General features: G+C 46.5%; 18 protein-coding genes. 9 read left to right on the forward strand and 9 right to left on the reverse strand.

The genetic code is table 11. The features are described from left to right. Positions 1-179: 179 nt before the first annotated feature. From AC1RNB_RS18000 to dnaB, 6 genes are all read right to left on the reverse strand, one after another. Positions 180-632 (reverse strand): (4Fe-4S)-binding protein, encoded by a 453-nt coding sequence (locus AC1RNB_RS18000; RefSeq protein ID WP_493085072.1) that lies wholly within the window; start codon positions 630-632, stop codon positions 180-182. A gap of 82 nt (positions 633-714) precedes the next feature. Continuing rightward, complete coding sequence (locus AC1RNB_RS18005) at positions 715-2,523, reverse strand: DNA polymerase III subunit gamma/tau (RefSeq protein WP_493085074.1); 1,809 nt, start codon at positions 2,521-2,523, stop codon at positions 715-717. A 115-nt stretch (positions 2,524-2,638) separates the two neighbouring features. Next, positions 2,639-3,811 (reverse strand): hypothetical protein, encoded by a 1,173-nt coding sequence (locus tag AC1RNB_RS18010; RefSeq protein WP_493085075.1) that lies wholly within the window; start codon positions 3,809-3,811, stop codon positions 2,639-2,641. Between the two features lie 97 nt (positions 3,812-3,908). Beyond that, positions 3,909-5,507, reverse strand: a complete 1,599-nt coding sequence (locus AC1RNB_RS18015; protein WP_493085076.1) for a L,D-transpeptidase family protein — start codon at positions 5,505-5,507, stop codon at positions 3,909-3,911. A gap of 85 nt (positions 5,508-5,592) precedes the next feature. Further along, complete coding sequence (locus AC1RNB_RS18020) at positions 5,593-6,336, reverse strand: RsmE family RNA methyltransferase (protein WP_493085077.1); 744 nt, start codon at positions 6,334-6,336, stop codon at positions 5,593-5,595. A 23-nt stretch (positions 6,337-6,359) separates the two neighbouring features. After that, entirely contained in the window at positions 6,360-7,934 is a 1,575-nt protein-coding gene (dnaB, locus tag AC1RNB_RS18025) for a replicative DNA helicase (RefSeq protein WP_493085078.1), read from the reverse strand. 458 nt (positions 7,935-8,392) lie between these two features. On the opposite strand from dnaB, the gene pheT reads away from it, so the two are divergent. The 9 genes from pheT to AC1RNB_RS18070 all read left to right on the forward strand — a co-directional run bounded on the left by pheT (position 8,393) and on the right by AC1RNB_RS18070 (position 17,120). Continuing rightward, positions 8,393-10,810: a phenylalanine--tRNA ligase subunit beta gene (gene pheT / locus AC1RNB_RS18030; RefSeq protein WP_493085080.1), complete on the forward strand. Its 2,418-nt coding sequence runs from the start codon at positions 8,393-8,395 to the stop codon at positions 10,808-10,810. Positions 10,811-10,913: 103 nt separating this feature from the next. Continuing rightward, positions 10,914-11,201 carry a hypothetical protein gene (locus tag AC1RNB_RS18035; protein ID WP_493085081.1) on the forward strand — a complete coding sequence of 96 codons (288 nt, stop codon included), beginning with the start codon at positions 10,914-10,916 and terminating at the stop codon, positions 11,199-11,201. 4 nt (positions 11,202-11,205) lie between these two features. After that, complete coding sequence (locus AC1RNB_RS18040) at positions 11,206-11,502, forward strand: cell division protein ZapA (RefSeq protein ID WP_493085083.1); 297 nt, start codon at positions 11,206-11,208, stop codon at positions 11,500-11,502. A gap of 217 nt (positions 11,503-11,719) precedes the next feature. Next, positions 11,720-13,285: a ribonuclease Y gene (gene rny / locus AC1RNB_RS18045; protein WP_493085085.1), complete on the forward strand. Its 1,566-nt coding sequence runs from the start codon at positions 11,720-11,722 to the stop codon at positions 13,283-13,285. Between the two features lie 157 nt (positions 13,286-13,442). Further along, positions 13,443-13,733, forward strand: coding sequence for a four helix bundle protein (locus AC1RNB_RS18050; RefSeq protein WP_493085086.1), 291 nt, complete (start codon positions 13,443-13,445; stop codon positions 13,731-13,733). 101 nt (positions 13,734-13,834) lie between these two features. After that, complete coding sequence (rplS, locus tag AC1RNB_RS18055) at positions 13,835-14,185, forward strand: 50S ribosomal protein L19 (protein ID WP_490836436.1); 351 nt, start codon at positions 13,835-13,837, stop codon at positions 14,183-14,185. A gap of 140 nt (positions 14,186-14,325) precedes the next feature. Continuing rightward, positions 14,326-14,526, forward strand: a complete 201-nt coding sequence (locus tag AC1RNB_RS18060; protein WP_493085087.1) for a Sec-independent protein translocase subunit TatA/TatB — start codon at positions 14,326-14,328, stop codon at positions 14,524-14,526. Positions 14,527-14,554: 28 nt separating this feature from the next. Further along, positions 14,555-15,994 carry an Asp-tRNA(Asn)/Glu-tRNA(Gln) amidotransferase subunit GatA gene (gene gatA / locus AC1RNB_RS18065; protein ID WP_493085089.1) on the forward strand — a complete coding sequence of 480 codons (1,440 nt, stop codon included), beginning with the start codon at positions 14,555-14,557 and terminating at the stop codon, positions 15,992-15,994. A 61-nt stretch (positions 15,995-16,055) separates the two neighbouring features. Beyond that, entirely contained in the window at positions 16,056-17,120 is a 1,065-nt protein-coding gene (locus tag AC1RNB_RS18070) for a lytic transglycosylase domain-containing protein (RefSeq protein ID WP_493085090.1), read from the forward strand. Between the two features lie 10 nt (positions 17,121-17,130). Here the strand turns inward: AC1RNB_RS18070 and AC1RNB_RS18075 are convergent, their stop codons facing one another. The 3 genes from AC1RNB_RS18075 to AC1RNB_RS18085 form a co-directional block, all read right to left on the reverse strand. Further along, complete coding sequence (locus tag AC1RNB_RS18075; RefSeq protein WP_493085092.1) at positions 17,131-18,411, reverse strand: anthranilate synthase component I family protein; 1,281 nt, start codon at positions 18,409-18,411, stop codon at positions 17,131-17,133. 18 nt (positions 18,412-18,429) lie between these two features. Continuing rightward, positions 18,430-18,867, reverse strand: a complete 438-nt coding sequence (locus AC1RNB_RS18080; RefSeq protein ID WP_493085094.1) for a hypothetical protein — start codon at positions 18,865-18,867, stop codon at positions 18,430-18,432. A gap of 91 nt (positions 18,868-18,958) precedes the next feature. Beyond that, the gene (locus AC1RNB_RS18085) at positions 18,959-20,221 is read right to left on the reverse strand and encodes an adenylosuccinate synthase (protein WP_493085096.1); all 1,263 of its coding nucleotides are present in this window, start codon (positions 20,219-20,221) and stop codon (positions 18,959-18,961) included. Between the last annotated feature and the right edge of the window lie 18 nt (positions 20,222-20,239).

The raw sequence follows: 20,239 nt of genomic DNA on the forward strand, positions 1-20,239 counted from the left end.
TCGTGAGTCGTGAGTCGTGAGTCGTGAGTCGTGAGTCGTGAGTCGTGAGTCGTGAGTCGTGAGTCGTGAGTCGTGAGAGCAGTATTGGTTGCGCAAGATACTACACTGCCTGCTGACAACTCACTACTCACCATTGACAATTCACCATTGACAATTCACCATTACCCATTCGCCCTACCTCACCCCTGAAATCCATTGCTCCTGTGCGATCCGTCGCAATAAGGTTTGTTAGCCGAACCGCCACAGCGGCAGAGGCTTGTTTTTCCTTTTTTGATCTCTGTTTCGCCATTGCTATGGGTAATATGGCAATCGGTATTGATCAGAATCGGTCCGTTTGGCCTGATTTCTATATTTACTATCTGTGCAGCTTCGCTTATAATTTCAGGTTGGGGATTGTTTTCTGCTCCTAACTCCTGTGTATTCATCAAATAACTCAAGGCACCACTCGGACATTTCCGCACCTGCTCAATAATCCGTTCGGTACTACCACCTTCCATATTGACCCATGGACGCTTCACCGGATCAAATACTTCTCTTAGTTCTGTCCAGCAGATGCGACTGTGAATGCAGGCGTCGGGTTTCCATACAACCGTAACTTCCCCGTTGGTGTACTTCAAAGTGGATTTGGGCATCGGATATATTTTTTAATGATAAGATTTTTACAGGATCTATCAGCAAAGTCTTGCACCTACCTATCTGTAAACTGGAGATCGATTAATAATCGATCTCCAGTTTCAACCGCTCTTTCAGCTCTTTCACCAGTGGATACTGCTCTGCAATATGTTCAAATTTCTGTTTGCTGTTGAGGCGCATGTGAACGGGAATATCTTCTCTCTCACTGGCTTCTACCAATACATCAAAACTGATGGCCCTGTTATTGAAAGCGGTTTGCAGATGGTCTATCAGCATCATCCGCTCCTGCTCCACAAATTTCTGCGAAGTAAGTGCCGATACGGTAATGGTAAAACGGATATCGTTCTCAATAGTTAAGCGGGCCGACTTGAACGTACCTGCCGAGGAATGTTTCTGTTGTTTCTCCAGTTGCGCCGCATACTGGTCCCAGCATTCGCGCAGTTTCTCTATGTTCAGTACTTCCGCTTCTTTGATCTCTTCAATAGCGTATTGGTCGCCATATTTGGCACGCAGGGTTTCGAGCAGATTTTTCTTCTGACCGCCGGAAGCGGGGATACTACGTGTCACAGGTTTAGCCACAGGTGTGGGGGCAGTTGCAGCGGGTGTAACAGGTTGGGCTATTTGGGCAGTTGTCTGCGCCGTTTTTTGTTCTATGTATAATTTCGCTTCAGGAGCGGGTGTGGTGGCGGCGGGTTTGAATTGTACAGGGGCCACCGGTTGGATCCGGAAAGCTATCGGACCATCAACCCGTTTTTTTTTAACAACCTGTCCGTTTTCTACGGAGAGGTCAATGGCCTGCTGGAGAAAATTGAGTTTGATCAGTGTTAACTCCACATGCAGCCTTTTGTTACGGGCCATTTTATAATTGATCTCCGACTCGTTCAGAATATTCAACGCACTTACGAGGTACGACATACCGGTTTGTGAAGCCACTGCCACATATTTATCACGCATGCCTTCTACTACTTCCAGTAAAGCCGCTGACTTGGGGTCTTTGCATACCAGCAGGTTACGGATAAATTCGGCAAAACCGTTCAATACCAGGTCTCCCTCAAATCCTTTCCGGTTGATCTCGTCAAACAGCAACATAGCCGCTGCCATATCCTGCTGCTGCATGGATTCGAGCATTTTGAAATAATAATCCTCGTCCAGTATATTCAGGTGCTCTAGGGTATTCTGGTAAGTAACGGTTCCATTGGTAAAACTGACAATCTTGTCGAGGATACTCAGCGAATCGCGCATACAGCCTTCACTTTTCTGCGCAATTACCTGCAAAGCGGCTTTTTCTGCCTTGATCTCTTCCTTGTCTACGATTTCCTGCAGGTGATCAACCGTATCGCTATTGGTGATGCGTTTAAAATCGAAGATCTGGCAACGGCTCAGAATGGTTGGTAAGATCTTATGTTTTTCTGTAGTAGCCAGGATGAAAATGGCGTAGGAGGGCGGTTCTTCCAGCGTTTTCAGGAAGGCGTTAAAGGCGCTGGCACTTAACATGTGTACCTCATCCACGATATACACTTTGTATTTTCCGGCCTGTGGTGCAAAACGTACCTGTTCTACCAATGTCCGTATATCATCTACCGAGTTATTACTCGCAGCATCCAATTCATGAATATTCAGCGATGTGCCGGCATCAAAAGAAACGCAACTATTACAGGCATTACAGGCTTCGCCATCGGGAGTGGGATTGGTACAGTTGATGGTTTTGGCCAGAATACGGGCACAGGTGGTTTTACCCACACCCCTGGGACCGCAGAACAAAAATGCATGCGCCAGCTGGTTGTTGCGGATGGCATTTTTGAGTGTGGTAGTGATATGAGATTGCCCCACCACCGTATTAAAATTCTGGGGTCTGTACTTACGGGCCGAAACAATGAACTTATTCTCCATAGTGAGCTTGCAAGATAATGAGGCAAATTCGGTTTCCGGTTTCCGGTTTCCGGTTATTTTATGCACACCCTTAGTGACAGTCGGTTACCTGATAGGCATCTTCCTGATCCCTGACCTATTGATAATCCATTTCCGGATGCCTTTCAAAGGGTTTATTCCTGTCGAAAAGATAGCGGAAAGTGACCATGCGGCGGCTCTGTCTACCTCCCAGGCTCTTGTAGATATTGATCATTTTCGGGTTCCAGTCGCCGGCCCAACCCATTTCGTATTGGGTGTACCAGCCTTTGCCCTGTAACAAAAGGGCGCATTCGTAGATCATGAAACTATCAATGCCCAATGCCTGGTATTTAGGTACTACGCCAAATGCCAGTCCGGTTAAGCGTTTGTTATACCCGGTTTTTTTCATCCAGAGCAAACGCAGTTTTTCCAGGAATCCCAGTTTGCCATTAAAATGCTTGAAGTATTGGTTCAGGTCAGGAATATTGATGAACATGGCAATGGGCTCCTCCTTGTAATAGGCAAACCAGACCGTACGCTCGTCCATAATGGGTTTCATTTTGGAGAAGAGTTTGATCACCTGCTCTTTGGTGATTTCCTTGTTCTCGCCATGTTGTGCCCAGGCAGCATTGTACACCGCGGCAAAATCACCGGCGTATTTATCGAGCTCGCTCAGCTTCACGTGTTTGGCCTCATAACCCGCTTTGGATTTGAATTTGGCGTGCCGCTCCGGAAACCGTTGCGGCAGTGGGTCATCCACATTCATGAAATAGTAATACTGGTTGTAATAATTCTCAAAGCCGTATTGTTGAAACAGGGTTTCGTAATAAGGTGGGTTGAAAGACATGCCATACATGGGCTCACTGTCAAAACCCTCTACCATCAATCCCCACCATTTATCACGGTCGCCGAAATTAATCGGCCCGTCCATGGCTTCCATGCCCTTTTCCTGCAGCCATTGTTTGGCTGTGTCAAATAAGGCATTGGCAACTGACTGGTTGTTGATGCTGTCGAAAAAGCCTACGCCGCCTGTTGCAAAATCTGTTCCCTTGTTAATGTATTTTGTATTGGTGAAAGCGGCGATCCGGCCAATCAGTTTACCCGTATCGTCTTTGGCAATCCAGCGCCTTGTTTCGCCGTATTTGTAGTTCTTGTTTTTGGCAGGATCAAATACATCATTCACTTCATTATCCAATGCACGTATATAAGCCGGGTTCTCACGATTCAGTAAAGCATTCACTTCCAGAAATTCCCTGGCTGTTTTTTTATCAGTTACTTCTATCAATTGCATGTATACCCTGTTTTTACAAATGTACAGATTGCATGCCTCTTTACGAAAACGCAACGGCTACCGGAAATCAGCATACATGCCAGGATAACAGTATAGATTATCGGGTGAATAATTTTTCCGCCATTTTCGTATCGTGTTTGTAAATATCATTCCGAAAATTAAGCAGACCACTCCTGTCTACCCAAGCAGTAAAGTAGACCACATACACTGGCACAGTTTTGTTGAGGGTTACCCATTTCTCTTTGGCCAGGTGCATGGCGCTGTCAATGGTCTCGCTGTTCCAGCTTTGATCATCCCGTAACAGGTATTCCGCCATTTTTTTGGGTTCGCTGATGCGGATACAACCATGGCTGAAACTACGTGTAGTGGAAGAGAACAGTTCGCGGTTAGGAGTATCGTGTAAATAGATATTGAAATTATTGGGGAAGAGGAATTTCACCAATCCCAACGCATTGGTAGGGCCGGGTTTCTGGCGTATCTCGGGTAAACCACCACTGTAGCCTGTGATTTCCATGTTATTTCTTGAAAGATAGTTTCTGTTACGACTGATAGCCGGCAGCATTTCTTTTCTCACAATACTGGAGGGCACATTCCAGTAAGGGCTAAACACTACATATTTGAGACTGCCTGAAAAAATAACCGTGTTGTTGGCTGCTGTTCCTACAATCACATTCATATCCATTATCTGGCGTCCGCTATCCATTACATGCAACTTGTATTCCGGAATATTGACAAGGATAAAGCGGCTGCCTCTTTCTGCAGGCATCCATCTTACTCTTTCCATATTTACCAGCAATTGCCTGATGCGCCAGGAGATAGGCGTATTCAGTTCTGTGATCATTTTATTGCCAATTACCCCGTCTTCTGTTAAACCCATTCTGCGTTGAAATAATTTGGCTGCATTTTCGAGAACGGTATCAAACAGCTGACTGGTATCGCTGCCCGGCATATCACCCAGTAACTGTAATCTTTTTTTGATCTGTGTAATGGCGTAAGTAGTGTCTCCCTTTTTAAATGATTTTTTTACGGGTGTGATCTTGTCTTTGGGAAACCTTTTTTCCAGAACAAGGTATTTGGCCACCTGGTCCTGCAGTTTTTGATACTGAGCATTCACCGGCACCAAAGGCTCTCCTTCTGCCAGCTGCGATTTCAGGGTAGAGTCCAGTAAAACGGTCAGGTCAATCTTTTTGCGGGGAATATACCAGCCCAGTTTCGCCGCGTCAATATCACTTCCCTTATACACTTTGGCTGCATACCTGAAAAACTGGCCCGTCAATAATAACTCTGCCTGTATCACTTTGGGGTCACCCATCGCTGGTCTTACATTACCGCTGTACAGGTTTTGAAAAAGTTCTTCCAATACCGGGTTGTAGATGCTGCTGTCTGCAAAATCAGTGATATAGTTACTTTGCAGATTGATAAAATTATGCGCCTGTTCTGCCAGGCCCGATGAGTCAAACCAGGCATATTCATAATTCCGGTGCGTATAAAAATCACGGAACTGCTCTGTGAATGTTTTAAATTCCGGATGCTTCAGCAAAAAACTGTCTACGTGTACACTGTCCAGAAATACACTGTTGAACGACGTGAGATGATTAATGGTCGTATCCCTTGCCATCAATTTTTTCGACTTAAAATAGTTGCAGGATGGCAGGGTCAGCACCAGCAACAATAAGCCCAACAGATTTCTTCTCATGATTCGATGAATATACTACTTCACAATTTTTGATACCATGCATTTGCAGGTGGATTTGTTACATCATACCCACATCCTGCAGAATTTATCTGTTCACCAGCAAAGCAGATGCCACAACACCGGCGGTTTCTGCCCGTAAACGGGTATCACCCAAACTAACAGGCAGGTACTGATGGTCCAGTGCCAGTTGGATCTCTTCCGGTGTAAAATCACCCTCCGGTCCTATCAGGATCTGTGTTTCGGGACAAGGGCGCAGGTCTTTGATCAGTTGTTTCGCATCTTCTTCGCAATGCGCCACCAGTTTTTGCGGCCAGTTCGATTGTTTAATGCAATCTGCCAATGCCATTGGCTCATGCAGTATAGGTAACCAGACCTGCTGGCTTTGTAACATGGCGGCGATCAGGATGCCGTTCATACGGTCTGCCCGGAACCGGGGATGCTCGGTTCGCTGGCTGATCAGTGGTTGTATTTCGGTTACGCCTATTTCAGTGGCTTTTTCCAGAAACCATTCAAAGCGGCTGGCATTTTTCAGTAAGGAAATAGCGATGCTTGTTTTTTGGGGCGGTGCGTGTACGATTTGGTGCTCCTTAATCAGTACCACTGATTTTTTTTTGTCTTCGCTCAGCAGCGATGCTTTGTAAAGATTACCCAAGCCATCCGTGAGTTGCAGGCCTGCGCCTGTTTTCATCCGTAATACCTGGATGCAGTGTTTGCTGGTTTCCTCACTCAGGGTAAAGTGGGAATGAAGGCCGGAGATCTGCTGTTCGTAAAAAAAAGGCAATGCCATAGCTGCGTACGAAATGAATTTGCATAAAGGTACGAAGATCATACCTCGCAGTTCCTGCTACGTCGTTAAAATGGCGAGTCGTTGTCAAATCCTTCGTCAAAATCGCCACCATTCATTTTACTGCCTTTCTGAATAAAGAGTTTGCTGCTATCGCTGCCACCACCGGCTGCCGGAGGGGTAGATGGGCCTACCGGTTTCCAGTTACTGCCCAGTCCGGGTAATCCGCCATTATCATCCCACTCTTCAAATTTCTGGATTTCCAGTTTGGCGCGCAGTTTTATGGTTTCAAGAGAGCCGTTCCGGTGTTTGGCGATCCGGATATGGGTTTCTCCATGGGTGCTTTCGCCCTGTTCGTTGTTCATCACCTCATAGTATTCCGGACGGTAGATGAACATTACCATATCGGCATCCTGCTCAATGGCACCCGATTCTCGCAGGTCACTCAGCTGCGGCATTTTACTTTCTTTACGGGTTTCCACCGCACGGCTTAACTGGCTCAGTGCAATGATGGGCACGTTCAGTTCTTTGGCCAATGCTTTCAGGTTTCGGGAGATATTACTGATCTCCTGCTCCCGGTTACTGCCACGGTCGCCGGTGCCACTCATCAGCTGCAGGTAGTCGATGATGATGATACCAACATTATGTTTGTTTACCAGTCTTCTCGCTTTGGCACGGAACTCGAAAATGTTCAATGCGGCCGTATCATCGATAAAAATAGGAGCTACTTCTAATTTTTTAATACCCTTGGTCAGCAACTGTTCGTACTCGTAATTCTCCAGCTTACCCCGGCTGATCTTTTCCATTTTGATCTCACTCTCGGCACTCAGGATACGCTGTACCAACTGCGATGCACTCATCTCCAGCGAGAAGAAACCCACAGGAACCGGTTTGGTAGGATGCAGGGCTGAGTTTCTGGCCAGGTTCAGCGCAAAAGCGGTTTTACCCACCGAAGGACGTGCCGCCAGGATGATCAGATCCGTTGGCTGCCAGCCGTAGGTAATGCGGTCAAGCGTAGGAAAACCACTGGGTACACCAGAAATGTCTTCTGTTTTGGTACGCAGTTCATCGATCCGGTTAATGGTTTTGGCCAGTACGTTCTGGATATCTTCAAAATTCTTCTTCAGGTAATTGTTGGTGATGTTGAACATCTTGGTCTCACTCTCATCCAGCAGGTCAAATACATCGGTGCTGTCTTCATAGGCATCACCAATGATCTCGCCACTGATGCGGATCAGCTCTCGCTGGATAAATTTCTGCAGTACGATTCTGGCGTGTGCATCAATATTGGCGGTAGAAACAACGGCGTTGGTGAGTTTGGTAACATAGTAAGGGCCGCCCACTGCATCCAGCTGTTCGCGCATTTTCAGTTCTTCTACCACGGTCAGGATATCGATGGGCATGCTTTTCTGCTGCAATCCCTGCATGGCTTTGTATATCAGCTGGTTGGCCTCCACATAAAAACATTCAGGTTTGATGATCTCGGAAATGGTATCAAAAGCACTTTTTTCCAGCATCACGGCACCCAGTACCGCTTCTTCCAGTTCTTTGGCCTGTGGCGGTACCTTGCCATATACCATATTGCTCATATCTATCGAAGTCTTCCTTCTTTTCCGGTCTTTATTCAGGCTGGTCAGATCCATTTTATCTTCAGTGCTTAAGGAGTTAGTTAAACCATTTCCCGTACTTCAGTGGCCATTTTTCCATGTTACGGAATTGTTACCCGGGAAGTAAGGGGGAGCGAATATATGGGTTAGAAAGTGGCCTCAGAAAATTTTTTCGGGCAATTTTCATCCACAGCCAATTCATAGGCTATCCACAGCCGTTCCGGCCCTATTCACACAAACTACTACAGTTATCCACCAAAATCAAAAGTTTTCCGCCACCGGCAAAGGGTAATGCACAGCGCCCTGTGCAGAAAGAATTCTCAGGAAAAAAGAGGGCTTTCCGGGGAAAAGATGTAACTGATAAGGCGTGAATCGTGAGTGGTGAGTAGTCAGTAGTCAGTTAAAACCCTACCTGTTCACCACTCACTACTCACGATTCACGCCTTACGTAAATTTTATCACCTATTTTTGATGCCCGTAAAGAGCAAGCAACTATGACGATCAGTTACAATTGGTTATGTGATTATCTCCCCGAAGCGGTGGATCCCGAGAAATTATCGAAGATCCTGACCTCTATCGGGCTGGAAGTGGAGAGCCTGGAAAAATATGAGAGTATCAAAGGCGGCCTGGCCGGTCTTGTGATAGGCGAAGTGCTGGAAACCTGCCAGCACCCCAATGCAGATAAATTAAAGCTGACCAAAGTAAATACCGGTGCAGCTGAACCCCTGCAGATTGTTTGCGGAGCCGCGAATGTGGCTGCCGGACAAAAAGTAGTGGTGGCTACCATCGGAACCACCATCTATCCCGTAAGCGGCGAACCTTTGACCATGAAACTGGCCAAAATCCGCAGCGTGGAAAGTCAGGGCATGATCTGCGCCGAAGATGAGATCGGCGTGGGTACCAGTCATGAGGGTATTATTGTTTTGCCCGCAGATGCCAAAGTGGGTTCGCCGGCGGCGGAGTATTTTCAGCCTTATTCCGACTGGATCTATGAAATCGGCCTTACCCCCAACCGGATGGATGCCATGAGCCATTATGGTGTGGCAAGAGATGTTTGCGCTTACCTAACGCATCATATCACCGAAACCCGTGTAAAAGTACCTTTTGCAAATGGGTTTACGGTAGATAATACATCACTACCCATCAAAGTAACCATCGAAAATGCAGTTGCCTGTCCGCGGTATGCCGGTGTAAGCATCAGCGGTGTTACGGTAGGCGAGTCGCCCAAATGGCTGAAGAACCGTTTGCTGGCTATTGGCTTACGTTCGATCAATAATATCGTAGATATTACCAATTTCATCTTACACGAAACCGGTCAGCCGCTGCATGCTTTTGATGCAGATGCCATTACCGGTGGAGAAGTCATCATCAAAAACCTTCCTGCCGGTACTCCTTTCACCACACTGGATGAAAAAGAGCGGAAACTGGATGCGGAAGACCTGATGATCTGTAATGCCAAAGAAGGTATGTGTATCGCAGGGGTATTCGGGGGATTGAAAAGTGGCGTAACGGCCAATACCAAGAATATTTTTCTGGAAAGTGCCTGGTTTCACCCGGTCAGTATCCGCAAAACATCGGTTCGTCATGAACTCCGTACCGATGCGGCCACCCGTTTTGAAAAAGGGGTGGATATTTCCAACACCGTGAACGTGTTGAAACGCGCGGCCCTGCTGATCAAAGAGATCGCCGGTGGCGACATTGCGAGCGAGATCGTGGATGTATATCCTGATCCGCAACCCAAAACGGAAGTATCCCTCAAAAACCATTACCTCAAAAAGCTGAGCGGTAAAAATTACCATGGCGATGCCATCAAAAGAATACTGACCAGCCTTGGTTTTGAGATCGTGCGTGAGGGACAGGATGAACTGCGGGTAGCGGTGCCTTACAGCAAACCGGATATCAGCATCCCCGCCGATATTGTGGAAGAGATCCTGCGGATTGATGGACTGGACAATATTGAGATCCCTGCTACCATCACCATTAGTCCGGCTGTAGAAAAACTCGGACAGAAAGAATCTTTAAAAGACAAGATTGCCGGTTACCTCGTAGGCCAGGGTTTTACCGAGATCCTCACCAATTCCATCACCAACAGCAAATACTTTGAGGAAGAAGTGCTTGCGGTAACCGTGAAAATGATCAATAACCTGAGCGAGGAACTGAATGTGCTTCGTCCCTCCATGCTGGAAACCGGCCTGGAATCGATTGCCTATAACCTGAACCGCCGTAACCAGCACCTGCAGTTTTTTGAACTGGGCAAAACCTATTTTACCAAAAACGTGGGTGAGTATACCGAAGAAGAGCATCTCTGTTTATACATTACCGGTGCCAACCATGAAGATGGGTGGCGGGAAAAAAGCAAGGCGAACGATTTCTATCGGTTGAAGGGATTGGCTGCTGCGGTACTGGAAGTATCGGGATTGAATAATGTGCAGTTTGCAGCAGCAGAAGGCGAAGGATTGGTATTGCAGGTGCTGCATGGTAAACGTACACTGGGAACCCTGCTGCAGGTATCTCCTAAAAAATTACAGTCATTCGATATCAAACAGCCGGTATACGTGTTGGATCTACATTTTGGTCAGTTACTCGAAGCCGTAAGCCAGAACAGGATCCGGTATAAGGAAGTGAACAAGTTTCCGGTGATGCAGCGCGACCTGGCCATGGTAGTAAAACGTGCCACCAGTTTTGAATCGATTGAGCAGACCGTTAAAAAACTGAAGCTGCCCAGGCTGAAAGAAGTTCGTTTATTTGATGTGTTTGAAAGTGAGAAACTCGGCGCGGATAAAAAATCCATGGCTATCAGTTTTCTTTTTGCGGATGAGGAGAAAACCCTTACCGATAAAGAAGTGGATGCCATGATCGCAAAACTGATCCAGGGTTTTGAGAACGACCTGGCTGCGGAGATCCGGAAATAACATCGGGCAGAAAATATCCAAACACCTAATTACCAGCGCAGAAGTGAATAATAAGTGCAGTAAAATGGCATAACTCTTCTGCATTGACCTTATCTTTAATCAGATGGTTAACCTTGAGCAACAGATAAAAAGCATCCAGGATAAACTTCAGCAATTGCTGAAGCAACAGGCTATGCTGCAAAAGGAGAACCAGCAACTGAAAAAAGAGCTGGAAAAGCAGACCGCCCTCACGGAAGAGAAGCAGGGCCTGGTGCTATCACTGCAGCAGCAGGTGGATGTGGTGAAAATGGGTTCCGGTTCTTTGAACGAGGCCGAAAAAGCCGCCCTCAGTAAACGCATCGATGGATATCTGAAAGAAATAGACCAGTGCCTGGCACTCTTAAATACCTGATCCCATGTCTGAACTGATTCCCGTAAACATACTGATCGCCGACCGCAGCTACCGTCTTAAAATTGAGGCCGCAGACGAGGAAATGGTCCGCAAAACGGCTACACTTATCAACGATAAGATTACCCAGTTCAAAACCCAGTTTGCAGGTAAGGATATGCAGGATTATGTATCGATGGTACTGCTCTGGTTCGCCACCGAACAGAACCAGTCGGGTATTGATCATGTAAAATGGACAGAAGCAGCCGAAAAACTGGCTTCCCTCGAAAAAATGGTAGACAAGGCCCTCGCCGGCGACCAATAGGGTTGAAACCCGTTTCTGGTTACCGGTTGCCAGTTCCAGGTTAACCAGAAACCTGTAACCAGTAACCAGCAACTTGCCCCCTCCCCAACAACTTCAGAATTCCCCGCTCGTACTTCGTACTTATTTAATTATCTTCGTCTATTATCATTTACTTATTACGGTAAAATGAGATGTGAAAAACGTATGATTGCGAACTATTTAAAAACATTCCAACAACATGGACCAAACAGTAGTATCTATAATAATTGGTGCAAGTACACTAATTGCAGGGCTTATAGCGGGTAAATTCCTTTTCGCTAAAAACACCAAAAAACAGGTTGAAGACGCTGAGCAACAGGCGCAAAACATACTGAAAGAGGCTGAACTCCGGGCCGAAACGATCAAAAAGGAGAAACAACTGGAAGCCAAAGAGAAGTTTGTACAGTTGAAGTCTGAGTATGACCGCGAAGTAATGGAGCGGAACCGCAAGCTGGGCGAACTGGAAAACAGGGCCAAGCAGAAGGATATCACCATCAACCAGAAAGAAGCGGCCCTCGATAAACAGATCAAAGAGAACGAGACCATCAAAGAAAACCTCAATCGCCAGATTGAAGTAGTGAATCATAAGCGTACCGAACTGGAAAAACACCAGGAAGAGCATATACGCCGCCTGGAGAAAATTGCCGGTTTAAGCGCTGAAGAAGCCAAATCGCAGTTGATCGAAAGCCTGAAAGCCGAAGCGCATTCCCAGGCCCTTACCCTGCAGCAGGAGATCATTGAAGACGCCAAACTGAAGGCCAATAAAGAAGCCCGCAAGATTGTGATCCAGTCTATTCAGCGTACCGCTGCCGAAGTAACGATTGAGAATACCGTAACCGTATTTAACCTCGAAACAGACGAAATAAAAGGCCAGATCATTGGTAGGGAAGGACGTAATATCCGCGCCATTGAAGCAGCCACCGGCGTAGACCTGATCGTAGATGATACACCGGAAGCCATTATCCTGTCTTCTTTCGATCCATTGAGAAGAGAGATTGCCCGTTTAAGCTTGCAGCGCCTGGTATCCGATGGCCGTATTCACCCCGCCCGTATTGAGGAAGTGGTAGAAAAAACCCGCCGCCAACTGGAAGAGCAGATCATGGAGATCGGAGAAAGAACCGTGATCGAAATGGGCATTCATGGCCTGCACAAAGAACTGGTACGTATTGTAGGTAAAATGCGTTTCCGTTCTTCTTATGGTCAGAACCTGCTGATGCACAGCCGCGAAACAGCCAATCTCTGCGCCATCATGGCCGCCGAGCTGGGAATGAACCCCAAACTGGCCAAAAGAGCCGGTCTGTTGCACGATATAGGCAAAGTACCTGATGAAGAAACCGAACTGACCCACGCCCTGCTGGGAGCCAAATTAGCCGAGAAATACGGCGAAAACCCGGCTGTAGTGAACGCCATTGGTGCCCACCACGATGAAATGGAGATGCAATACGTGATCTCTCCCATTATCCAGGCCTGCGACGCCATCAGTGGCGCCCGCCCCGGAGCCCGCCGCGAGATCATGCAGCAGTACCTCCAGCGCATCAAAGACCTTGAGAATCTGGCACTTAACTATACCGGTGTAGAGAAAGCCTATGCTATTCAGGCAGGTAGGGAATTGCGGGTAATTGTGGAAGCCGATAAGGTAACCGACGTAGACAGCGACAAGCTGAGCTTCGAAATAGCCCAGAAAATCCAGACCGAAATGACCTATCCGGGCCAGATTAAGGTTACAGTGATCAGAGAGAAGAGGGCTATTAATATTGCACGATAAGCACGGAGTAAGCTGCTGGCTGTGAGCTACTAGCTGTGAGCGATTTTGTTTTGTTGAATTGAAGTAAATTCAGTTTCAATTTAACAAAATCGATATGAGGAACTTTAAGGAGCTAAAGGTTTGGCAGAAAGGTTTTGAAATCGCCACTATGTAATTTGTGTTGGTAGAGTCTTTCCCTCAACAGGAAAAATTTGGGCTTAGTTCGCAAATTACCCGTGCTGCCGTATCAATTCCTGCCAATATAGCCGAAGGGAGTAGCAGAAATAGTGAAAAAGAGTACAAAAGATTCCTTGAAATGGCGTTGGGTTCGGGATTTGAACTTGAAACGCATCTATTGATCGCTGAAACAACGGGTTATGGATCTAAGGAATTGATAATCAAATTATTGAAATCAGTTGATGAGCAGCAGAAGATGTTAATGGCATTTATTAAAAAGCTGGAAAATTGACTTTTACAAGCTCGCAGCTCATTGCTCAAAGCTCGAAGCCAATTTTATTTGTTTTTTTAAACGTTGACTCCTACCTTTGCCGTCCGCAAAAAAGAAAAGTTATGAACGCAGCAGTTCAGTTTGTTCACGATCAGTTGACAACTAAAAAGACCCACCCGGCTTTCAAAGCTGGTGATAATATTACCGTTAACTACAAGATTGTAGAAGGTGGTAAAGAGCGTATCCAGAGTTTCCGTGGAGATGTGATCAAACAGCAGGGAAATGGCGCAACCGCTTCTTTCACTGTACGTAAGATCTCTGATGGTGTTGGTGTAGAGCGTCTGTTCCCGATCCTGTCACCCAACATCGATTCTATCGTGTTGAACAAGTCTGGTAAAGTACGTCGTGCTAAATTGTACTACCTGCGTGAGCGCAGCGGTAAGAGTGCCCGTATCAAGGAAAAACGTTTCTAAGCGATTTTTCTCTAATATAACTACAGGCGGAAGTTTAGGATATACTAAACTTCCGCTTTTTTATGCGGTCTATACCAGAGAATTATTTAGTTGTGCAACATTTGTTTTACCTTAACTTTACAACTCTTAAAAACAATCTTATGGGCAATTTAGGTTTTCAGGAAATATTACTGATAGCAGTAGTGGTTCTCGTATTATTTGGCGGTAGAAAGATCCCTGAGTTCATGAAAGGACTGGGTAAAGGTATCCGTGAATTCAACGATGCCAAGAATAATGTGAAGAAAGAACTGGAAGAAGGTATGAAGGAAAAAGACCAGACTACCACCACTACGCAACCGTAATTTATTCCCTTCAAAAGCATTATAGGCTTTGTTTCGATTCAGTACAATCAAAGACTATCATACAACATTACAGAACGGCCAAACCACCTGCGTGGAGGCCGTTCGTTGTTATTTGGAGTTGATCCGGAGCCGTCCGCAACTGAATGCTTTCCTCAACGTGTATGAGACCGAAGCCCTGGAACGCGCTGCTGCACTGGATTTGCAGCGGCAACAGGGACAGCCGCTCGGCAAACTGCATGGCGTGGTAGTGGGATTGAAAGATGTGATCAGTTACAAAGGCCATCCCCTCTCAGCCGCCTCAAAAATTCTTGAAAACTTTACTGCCGTTTATAACGCTACTGCCGTAGATAAATTACTGGCCGAAGGTGCCATCATTATCGGCCGCCAGAACTGCGATGAATTTGCGATGGGAAGCAGCAATGAAAATTCTGCATACGGTCCGGTAAAAAATGCTGTTGATGAGAGCCGGGTTCCCGGTGGTTCATCCGGTGGTTCGGCTGTGGCCGTTCAGGCAGATCTCTGTATGATCAGTCTCGGAAGCGATACTGGTGGTTCCGTAAGACAGCCCGCAGATTTTTGTGGGGTAGTGGGATTAAAACCTACTTACGGACGTGTTTCGCGCTATGGGCTCATAGCTTATGCTTCTTCTTTTGACCAGATCGGCATTTTTGCCAAAACAGTAGAAGACGCCGCCCTTGCCCTGGAAGTAATTGCCGGTGCCGATGATTTTGACAGTACGGTTTCTGCCAGGGAAGTACCGGCTTATGCTACGATGACCGGGGATCATCCGGAAAAGAAATACAAAATCGCTTATTTCAAAGAAGCCCTGGAGCATCCGGGTCTGGACCCTGCCATCCGGGAAACCATAGAATCGTTTATCAAAAAATTAACAGACCAGGGGCATACGGTTAAAGCAGTTGATTTTGAACTGCTTGAACATGTTGTTCCAACTTACTATGTTTTAACCACGGCCGAAGCTTCCAGTAATCTTTCGCGCTTTGATGGGGTAAGATATGGTTACCGCGCCGATATTGCCGGCGGCGACCTGACCGAGTTATACAAAGCCTCGCGCAGCCAGGGTTTTGGCAAGGAAGTACAACGCCGCATTATGCTGGGTACTTTTGTATTGAGTGCGGGCTATTTTGATGCTTATTTTACTAAGGCTCAACAGGTTAGGCAATTACTTAGTCAACGTACTCAGGCTATTTTTTCTGAGTTCGATGCCATCATTTCACCCACGGTTCCGGCTACGGCTTTTAAGATCGGGGAGAAGAGCAACGACCCGGTAGAAATGTTCCTTGCCGATATCTATACCGTATTTGCCAACCTGGTAGGAATACCCGGTATTTCACTCCCGCTGTTCCAACACCCCAATGGCCTGCCCTTTGGCCTGCAGGTAATGACTTCTCATTTCGATGAGGTATCTTTGCTTCGCCTTTCCCGGCAGCTTACCGCTATCGCCGGGTAGGCGGGAAATCCACTTCCGATAATACACCGGAGAGGAAATCCCCTCATCATAATCCTTATACATGAAGTGGTTCGGCATCAGTATCAGTTCGCATATATCTATCGCCAAAGTATCTCTGGTTGGGTTTGCGTTTGTAGCGGGCAGTCTGGGAACCATGTCGTTTATAGAGGCGGATATACAGGAAGTTTCCACCGCCGACACGGCTTTTGATGGCAAAGCCGGCTTCAAAAGCCTGTTCTCAACCAATCATTTTGACGCTTCCCGCCCTTATGCGGCCCAGCTGAACCCCAGGGCGGTCTCTTTTGTGCAGGAATATATCCGCAAACAGGGCAAGGAGCTGGAAAAAATGAAATTCTGGGGCAAACCCTATTTCGATCTCTACGATAACGTATTGCCCCTCTATGGCATTCCTAAAGAAATGAAATACCTGAGTGTGATTGAGAGTCACCTCAGCTCCGGCCTGGTTTCCTGGGCCGGTGCCGTGGGACCCTGGCAGCTGATGGATTATGAGGCCCGCCGCTTTGGTTTGCAAACAAGAGGGGTGGATGAGCGTACCGATTATTACAAAAGCACCCATGTGGCCGCCAAACTGATGAAAGAGTTATATGGCGATTTTGGCGACTGGCTATTGGTGGTAGCTGCTTACAACGGCGGACCGGGAAGGGTAAGGCAGGCCATGCGTAAATCAGGCAGCCGGGATTTTTGGGACCTCCAATATTATTTACCTGAAGAAACCCGTAACCACGTTAAAAAATTCATCGCCACTCATTATGTGTTCGAAGGCAGTGGTGGCTGGACCACCATGACGGCCAACGAAACGCAGGTACAAAAAGCCCTTGCTACCCAACCGCAGGAAGTGTCATTATCTGCTGATGACCTGGCCAATACGGTGGTGGTAGAAATTGGTGGCCGTTATAATTCCGTAATCATTGCCAATGCCTTGCTGATGGATATTACCCGCTTCAACAAATGGAACCCGGGTTTTGATAAAACACTCGCCGAAGGCAAAAAATATCCCCTGCGTTTGCCGAAAGAAGCCGTTCCTGTATTCGAGGCGAGGAAGAACAGTATCCTGATGGAGTCTGTACGGGCTTTGCTGGAAGGGAAGAGTACGGTATCCAGATAATCCGTTTACATTAAGCCAATACTTTCTGTATGGCTGCTGCTTTCAGTAAACATTCTTCATATTCCTTTTCCGCATCGCTGTAAAAAGTGATACCGCCACCCACCAAATAACAGAGATACGCTGCGGTAGCATTATACAGGATACTGCGGATGACCACATTAAAATCAAAATCATTATCCGGACTGATATAACCAATGGCACCGGCGTAAATACCTCTTTTGGTTACTTCATATTGCTCAATCAGTTCCATTACCCGGCGTTTGGGTGCGCCGGTCATACTGCCCATAGGGAAACTGGCCTGCAGGATCTCAGCCAGGCCAAAACCCGGTTTTAATTCTCCGGAAATGGTAGAGATCATCTGGTGCACCTGCGGAAAGCTGTACACGCCAAACAGTTCATCTACCTGTACCGAACCTTCCTTACATACCTGGCTCAGATCGTTGCGTACAAGGTCTACCACCATTACATTTTCACTCCTGTCTTTTTCACTTTTGATCAGTGCCTGTTTTAAAGATTCATCCGCAGCTGTATCAGTAAGATTTCGTTTGAAAGTTCCCTTGATGGGTTGGGAGAGAAGCCGGTTCCCTTTTTTCTGCAGGTATCTCTCCGGACTGGCACACAAAACATATTTGTCGTCCAGTTTATAAAAACAGGCGAATGGATTGGGAGAGATCTCCGTTAGTTGCCGGTAAACCGATAAGGGATCGATCTCTGCGTTTGTTGCATAAAATTCCTGGCAGAAATTGATCTCGTAACAATCTCCCCGCTGTATATGCTGGCGGATGGATTCAATTTTTTGCAGGTAGTCTTCTTTTGCCATACGCGGCTGTATAGCGAGGCTGGAAGATTCACTGGCCGAATTGAAAGCTATGCTGCAAATCTCTGCGAAAATCTGTTCCGGGTTTTCCTGCAGGGCGGAAATGGTTAACTGATTGCCCGATAATTGCAATACCGTTTCGGGCCGGAAGAAAAAGATATCCGGGAAACCGATCTGGTCCGGGTGCGAAGAGTGTAAAGGTGCCACTGCATTCTTCAGATCATAGGAAAGGTGGCCGAAAAGCCAATCCTGGTTGTTACGATACAGTTCCTGTAAAGAAGTGAAAAAATTTTCTGTGGGAGAAAAGGTACTGACGGCACCGGCTGCTGCCAGGCATTCTACAGAGGGGTGGCTGGAACTGTATTGATGATTATCCAGAAAACAACAAATGTTGAACCGGTTAACCCAGCTCAACATTTGTTGTTTACATGTATCGATATGCTGTACAGGAAAGGAGGCGGTTGTTCTTTTCACCGTGTTTGGGGGCGATGATCAGAAATCATCTTCTTCATCATCATCAAATCCACCACTTTTATCATTGAACAGGTCGAATTCTTTGAAGTCTTCGTCCAGTTTGAAATCATCCTCATCATCCCCTTTCTTTTTACCGCCGGCAGCTTTCTTGCCTTTACTTTTAGGGATATCAAATTCATCAAAGTCGGGATCCCATTCGTCTTCCTCTTCGGGTTTTTCCCAATCATCTTCCAGATCGTCTGCCTCATCATCCTCATCGTCGTCACTGGCTGCTTTTTTGCCGGCAGCTTTGGATGCAGATTTTTTGATGGGCCTGGTATCTTCCTCATCATCTTCTAAATCATCGTCATCCTCTTCCAGTTGTTTCTTGCTTTTGGAAGACGGTTTTGCATCGGCGTTTTTTGCCGGTGCCGTTTTTGCTTTGGATTTGGGATCCTTATCAGATTTTGGTGCCATATTTCTAATAAGATTATGTGCGTAAAATTTCAACGCAATTTATTATTAACCAAATAATTTTTTCAATATCAAACGAAATGCCAATTAACTTTTACACATGTACGATCTGGTCGCGTCCGGGACCATTGGAAACAAACTTTACCGGAGCGCCTATCTCGTTGTTAATAAAGTTAATATAATTACTTATAGTGTTGGGTAAAGCTGCGGCTTCTTTGATCTGGGTAGTATCTGTATTCCATCCCGGGAATGACTGCAGTACGGGTTCAATCGTAACCCCCGACATCTGGAAAGGAACTTCTCTGGTTTCTTTCCCATCGATTTTGTAGGCGGTACAGAGTTTCAGCTCTGCAAAAGAATCCAGTACATCAGCCTTGGTCATGATTACCTGGGTTACACCATTGATCATGCAGGCAAAACGGAGTGCTACCAGGTCAATCCAGCCGCAACGGCGTGGACGGCCGGTAGTGGCACCGAATTCGCTGCCGATTCTGCGGAGTTCTTCGCCTGTAGCATCTTCGAGTTCGGTAGGGAAGGGACCACCGCCCACCCTTGTACAATAGGCTTTGGTTACACCCATTACTTCATTAATCTGTTTGGGCGAAACACCCAATCCGGTGCAGACACCGGCAGAAATGGTATTGGAAGAAGTAACAAAAGGGAAAGTTCCGAAATCAATATCGAGCATACTACCCTGTGCGCCTTCTGCCAGTACTTTTTTTCCCTTGCTGATCTGGTCGTTGATGAAGTATTCGCAATTGATCACATTCAGCGTCTTCAGGAATTCGAGTGCTTCAAAAAACTCTGCTTCCCAGCTGGAAATATCTTCTGTGAAATGAAAATTATTCAGCAGCACCTGGTGTTTTGCACGCAGTTCGTTATACTGGTTTTTGAAATTGGGGTGGAGAATATCACCTACGCGTAATGCATTACGGCCGGTTTTATCCATATAGGCCGGACCAATCCCTTTCAGGGTTGATCCGATCTTTCCTTCTCCCTTGGAAAGCTCAGAAGCTTTGTCAAGTGCCCGGTGGGTAGGGATGATGATATTGGTTCTTTCAGAAATGAAGAGGTTCTTTTTTACATCAACACCATGTGCCGCCACCGCTTCGCATTCTTTTTTGAGGGTGATGGGATCCAGCACCACACCGTTTCCGATGATATTGATCTTATCCTGGTGGAAAATGCCGGAAGGAATCTGGTGCAGTACCATTTTCTTGCCTTCTACGTATAAGGTATGCCCTGCATTCGGGCCTCCCTGAAAACGGGCGATGATATCATACCTGGGAGCGAAATAATCCACGATCTTTCCTTTTCCCTCATCTCCCCATTGTAAACCTAAAATAACGTCAACCATAAAATGATTTTAAATCAG

It is taken from the genome of Sediminibacterium sp. GW821-FHT12F12, from assembly GCF_058806635.1.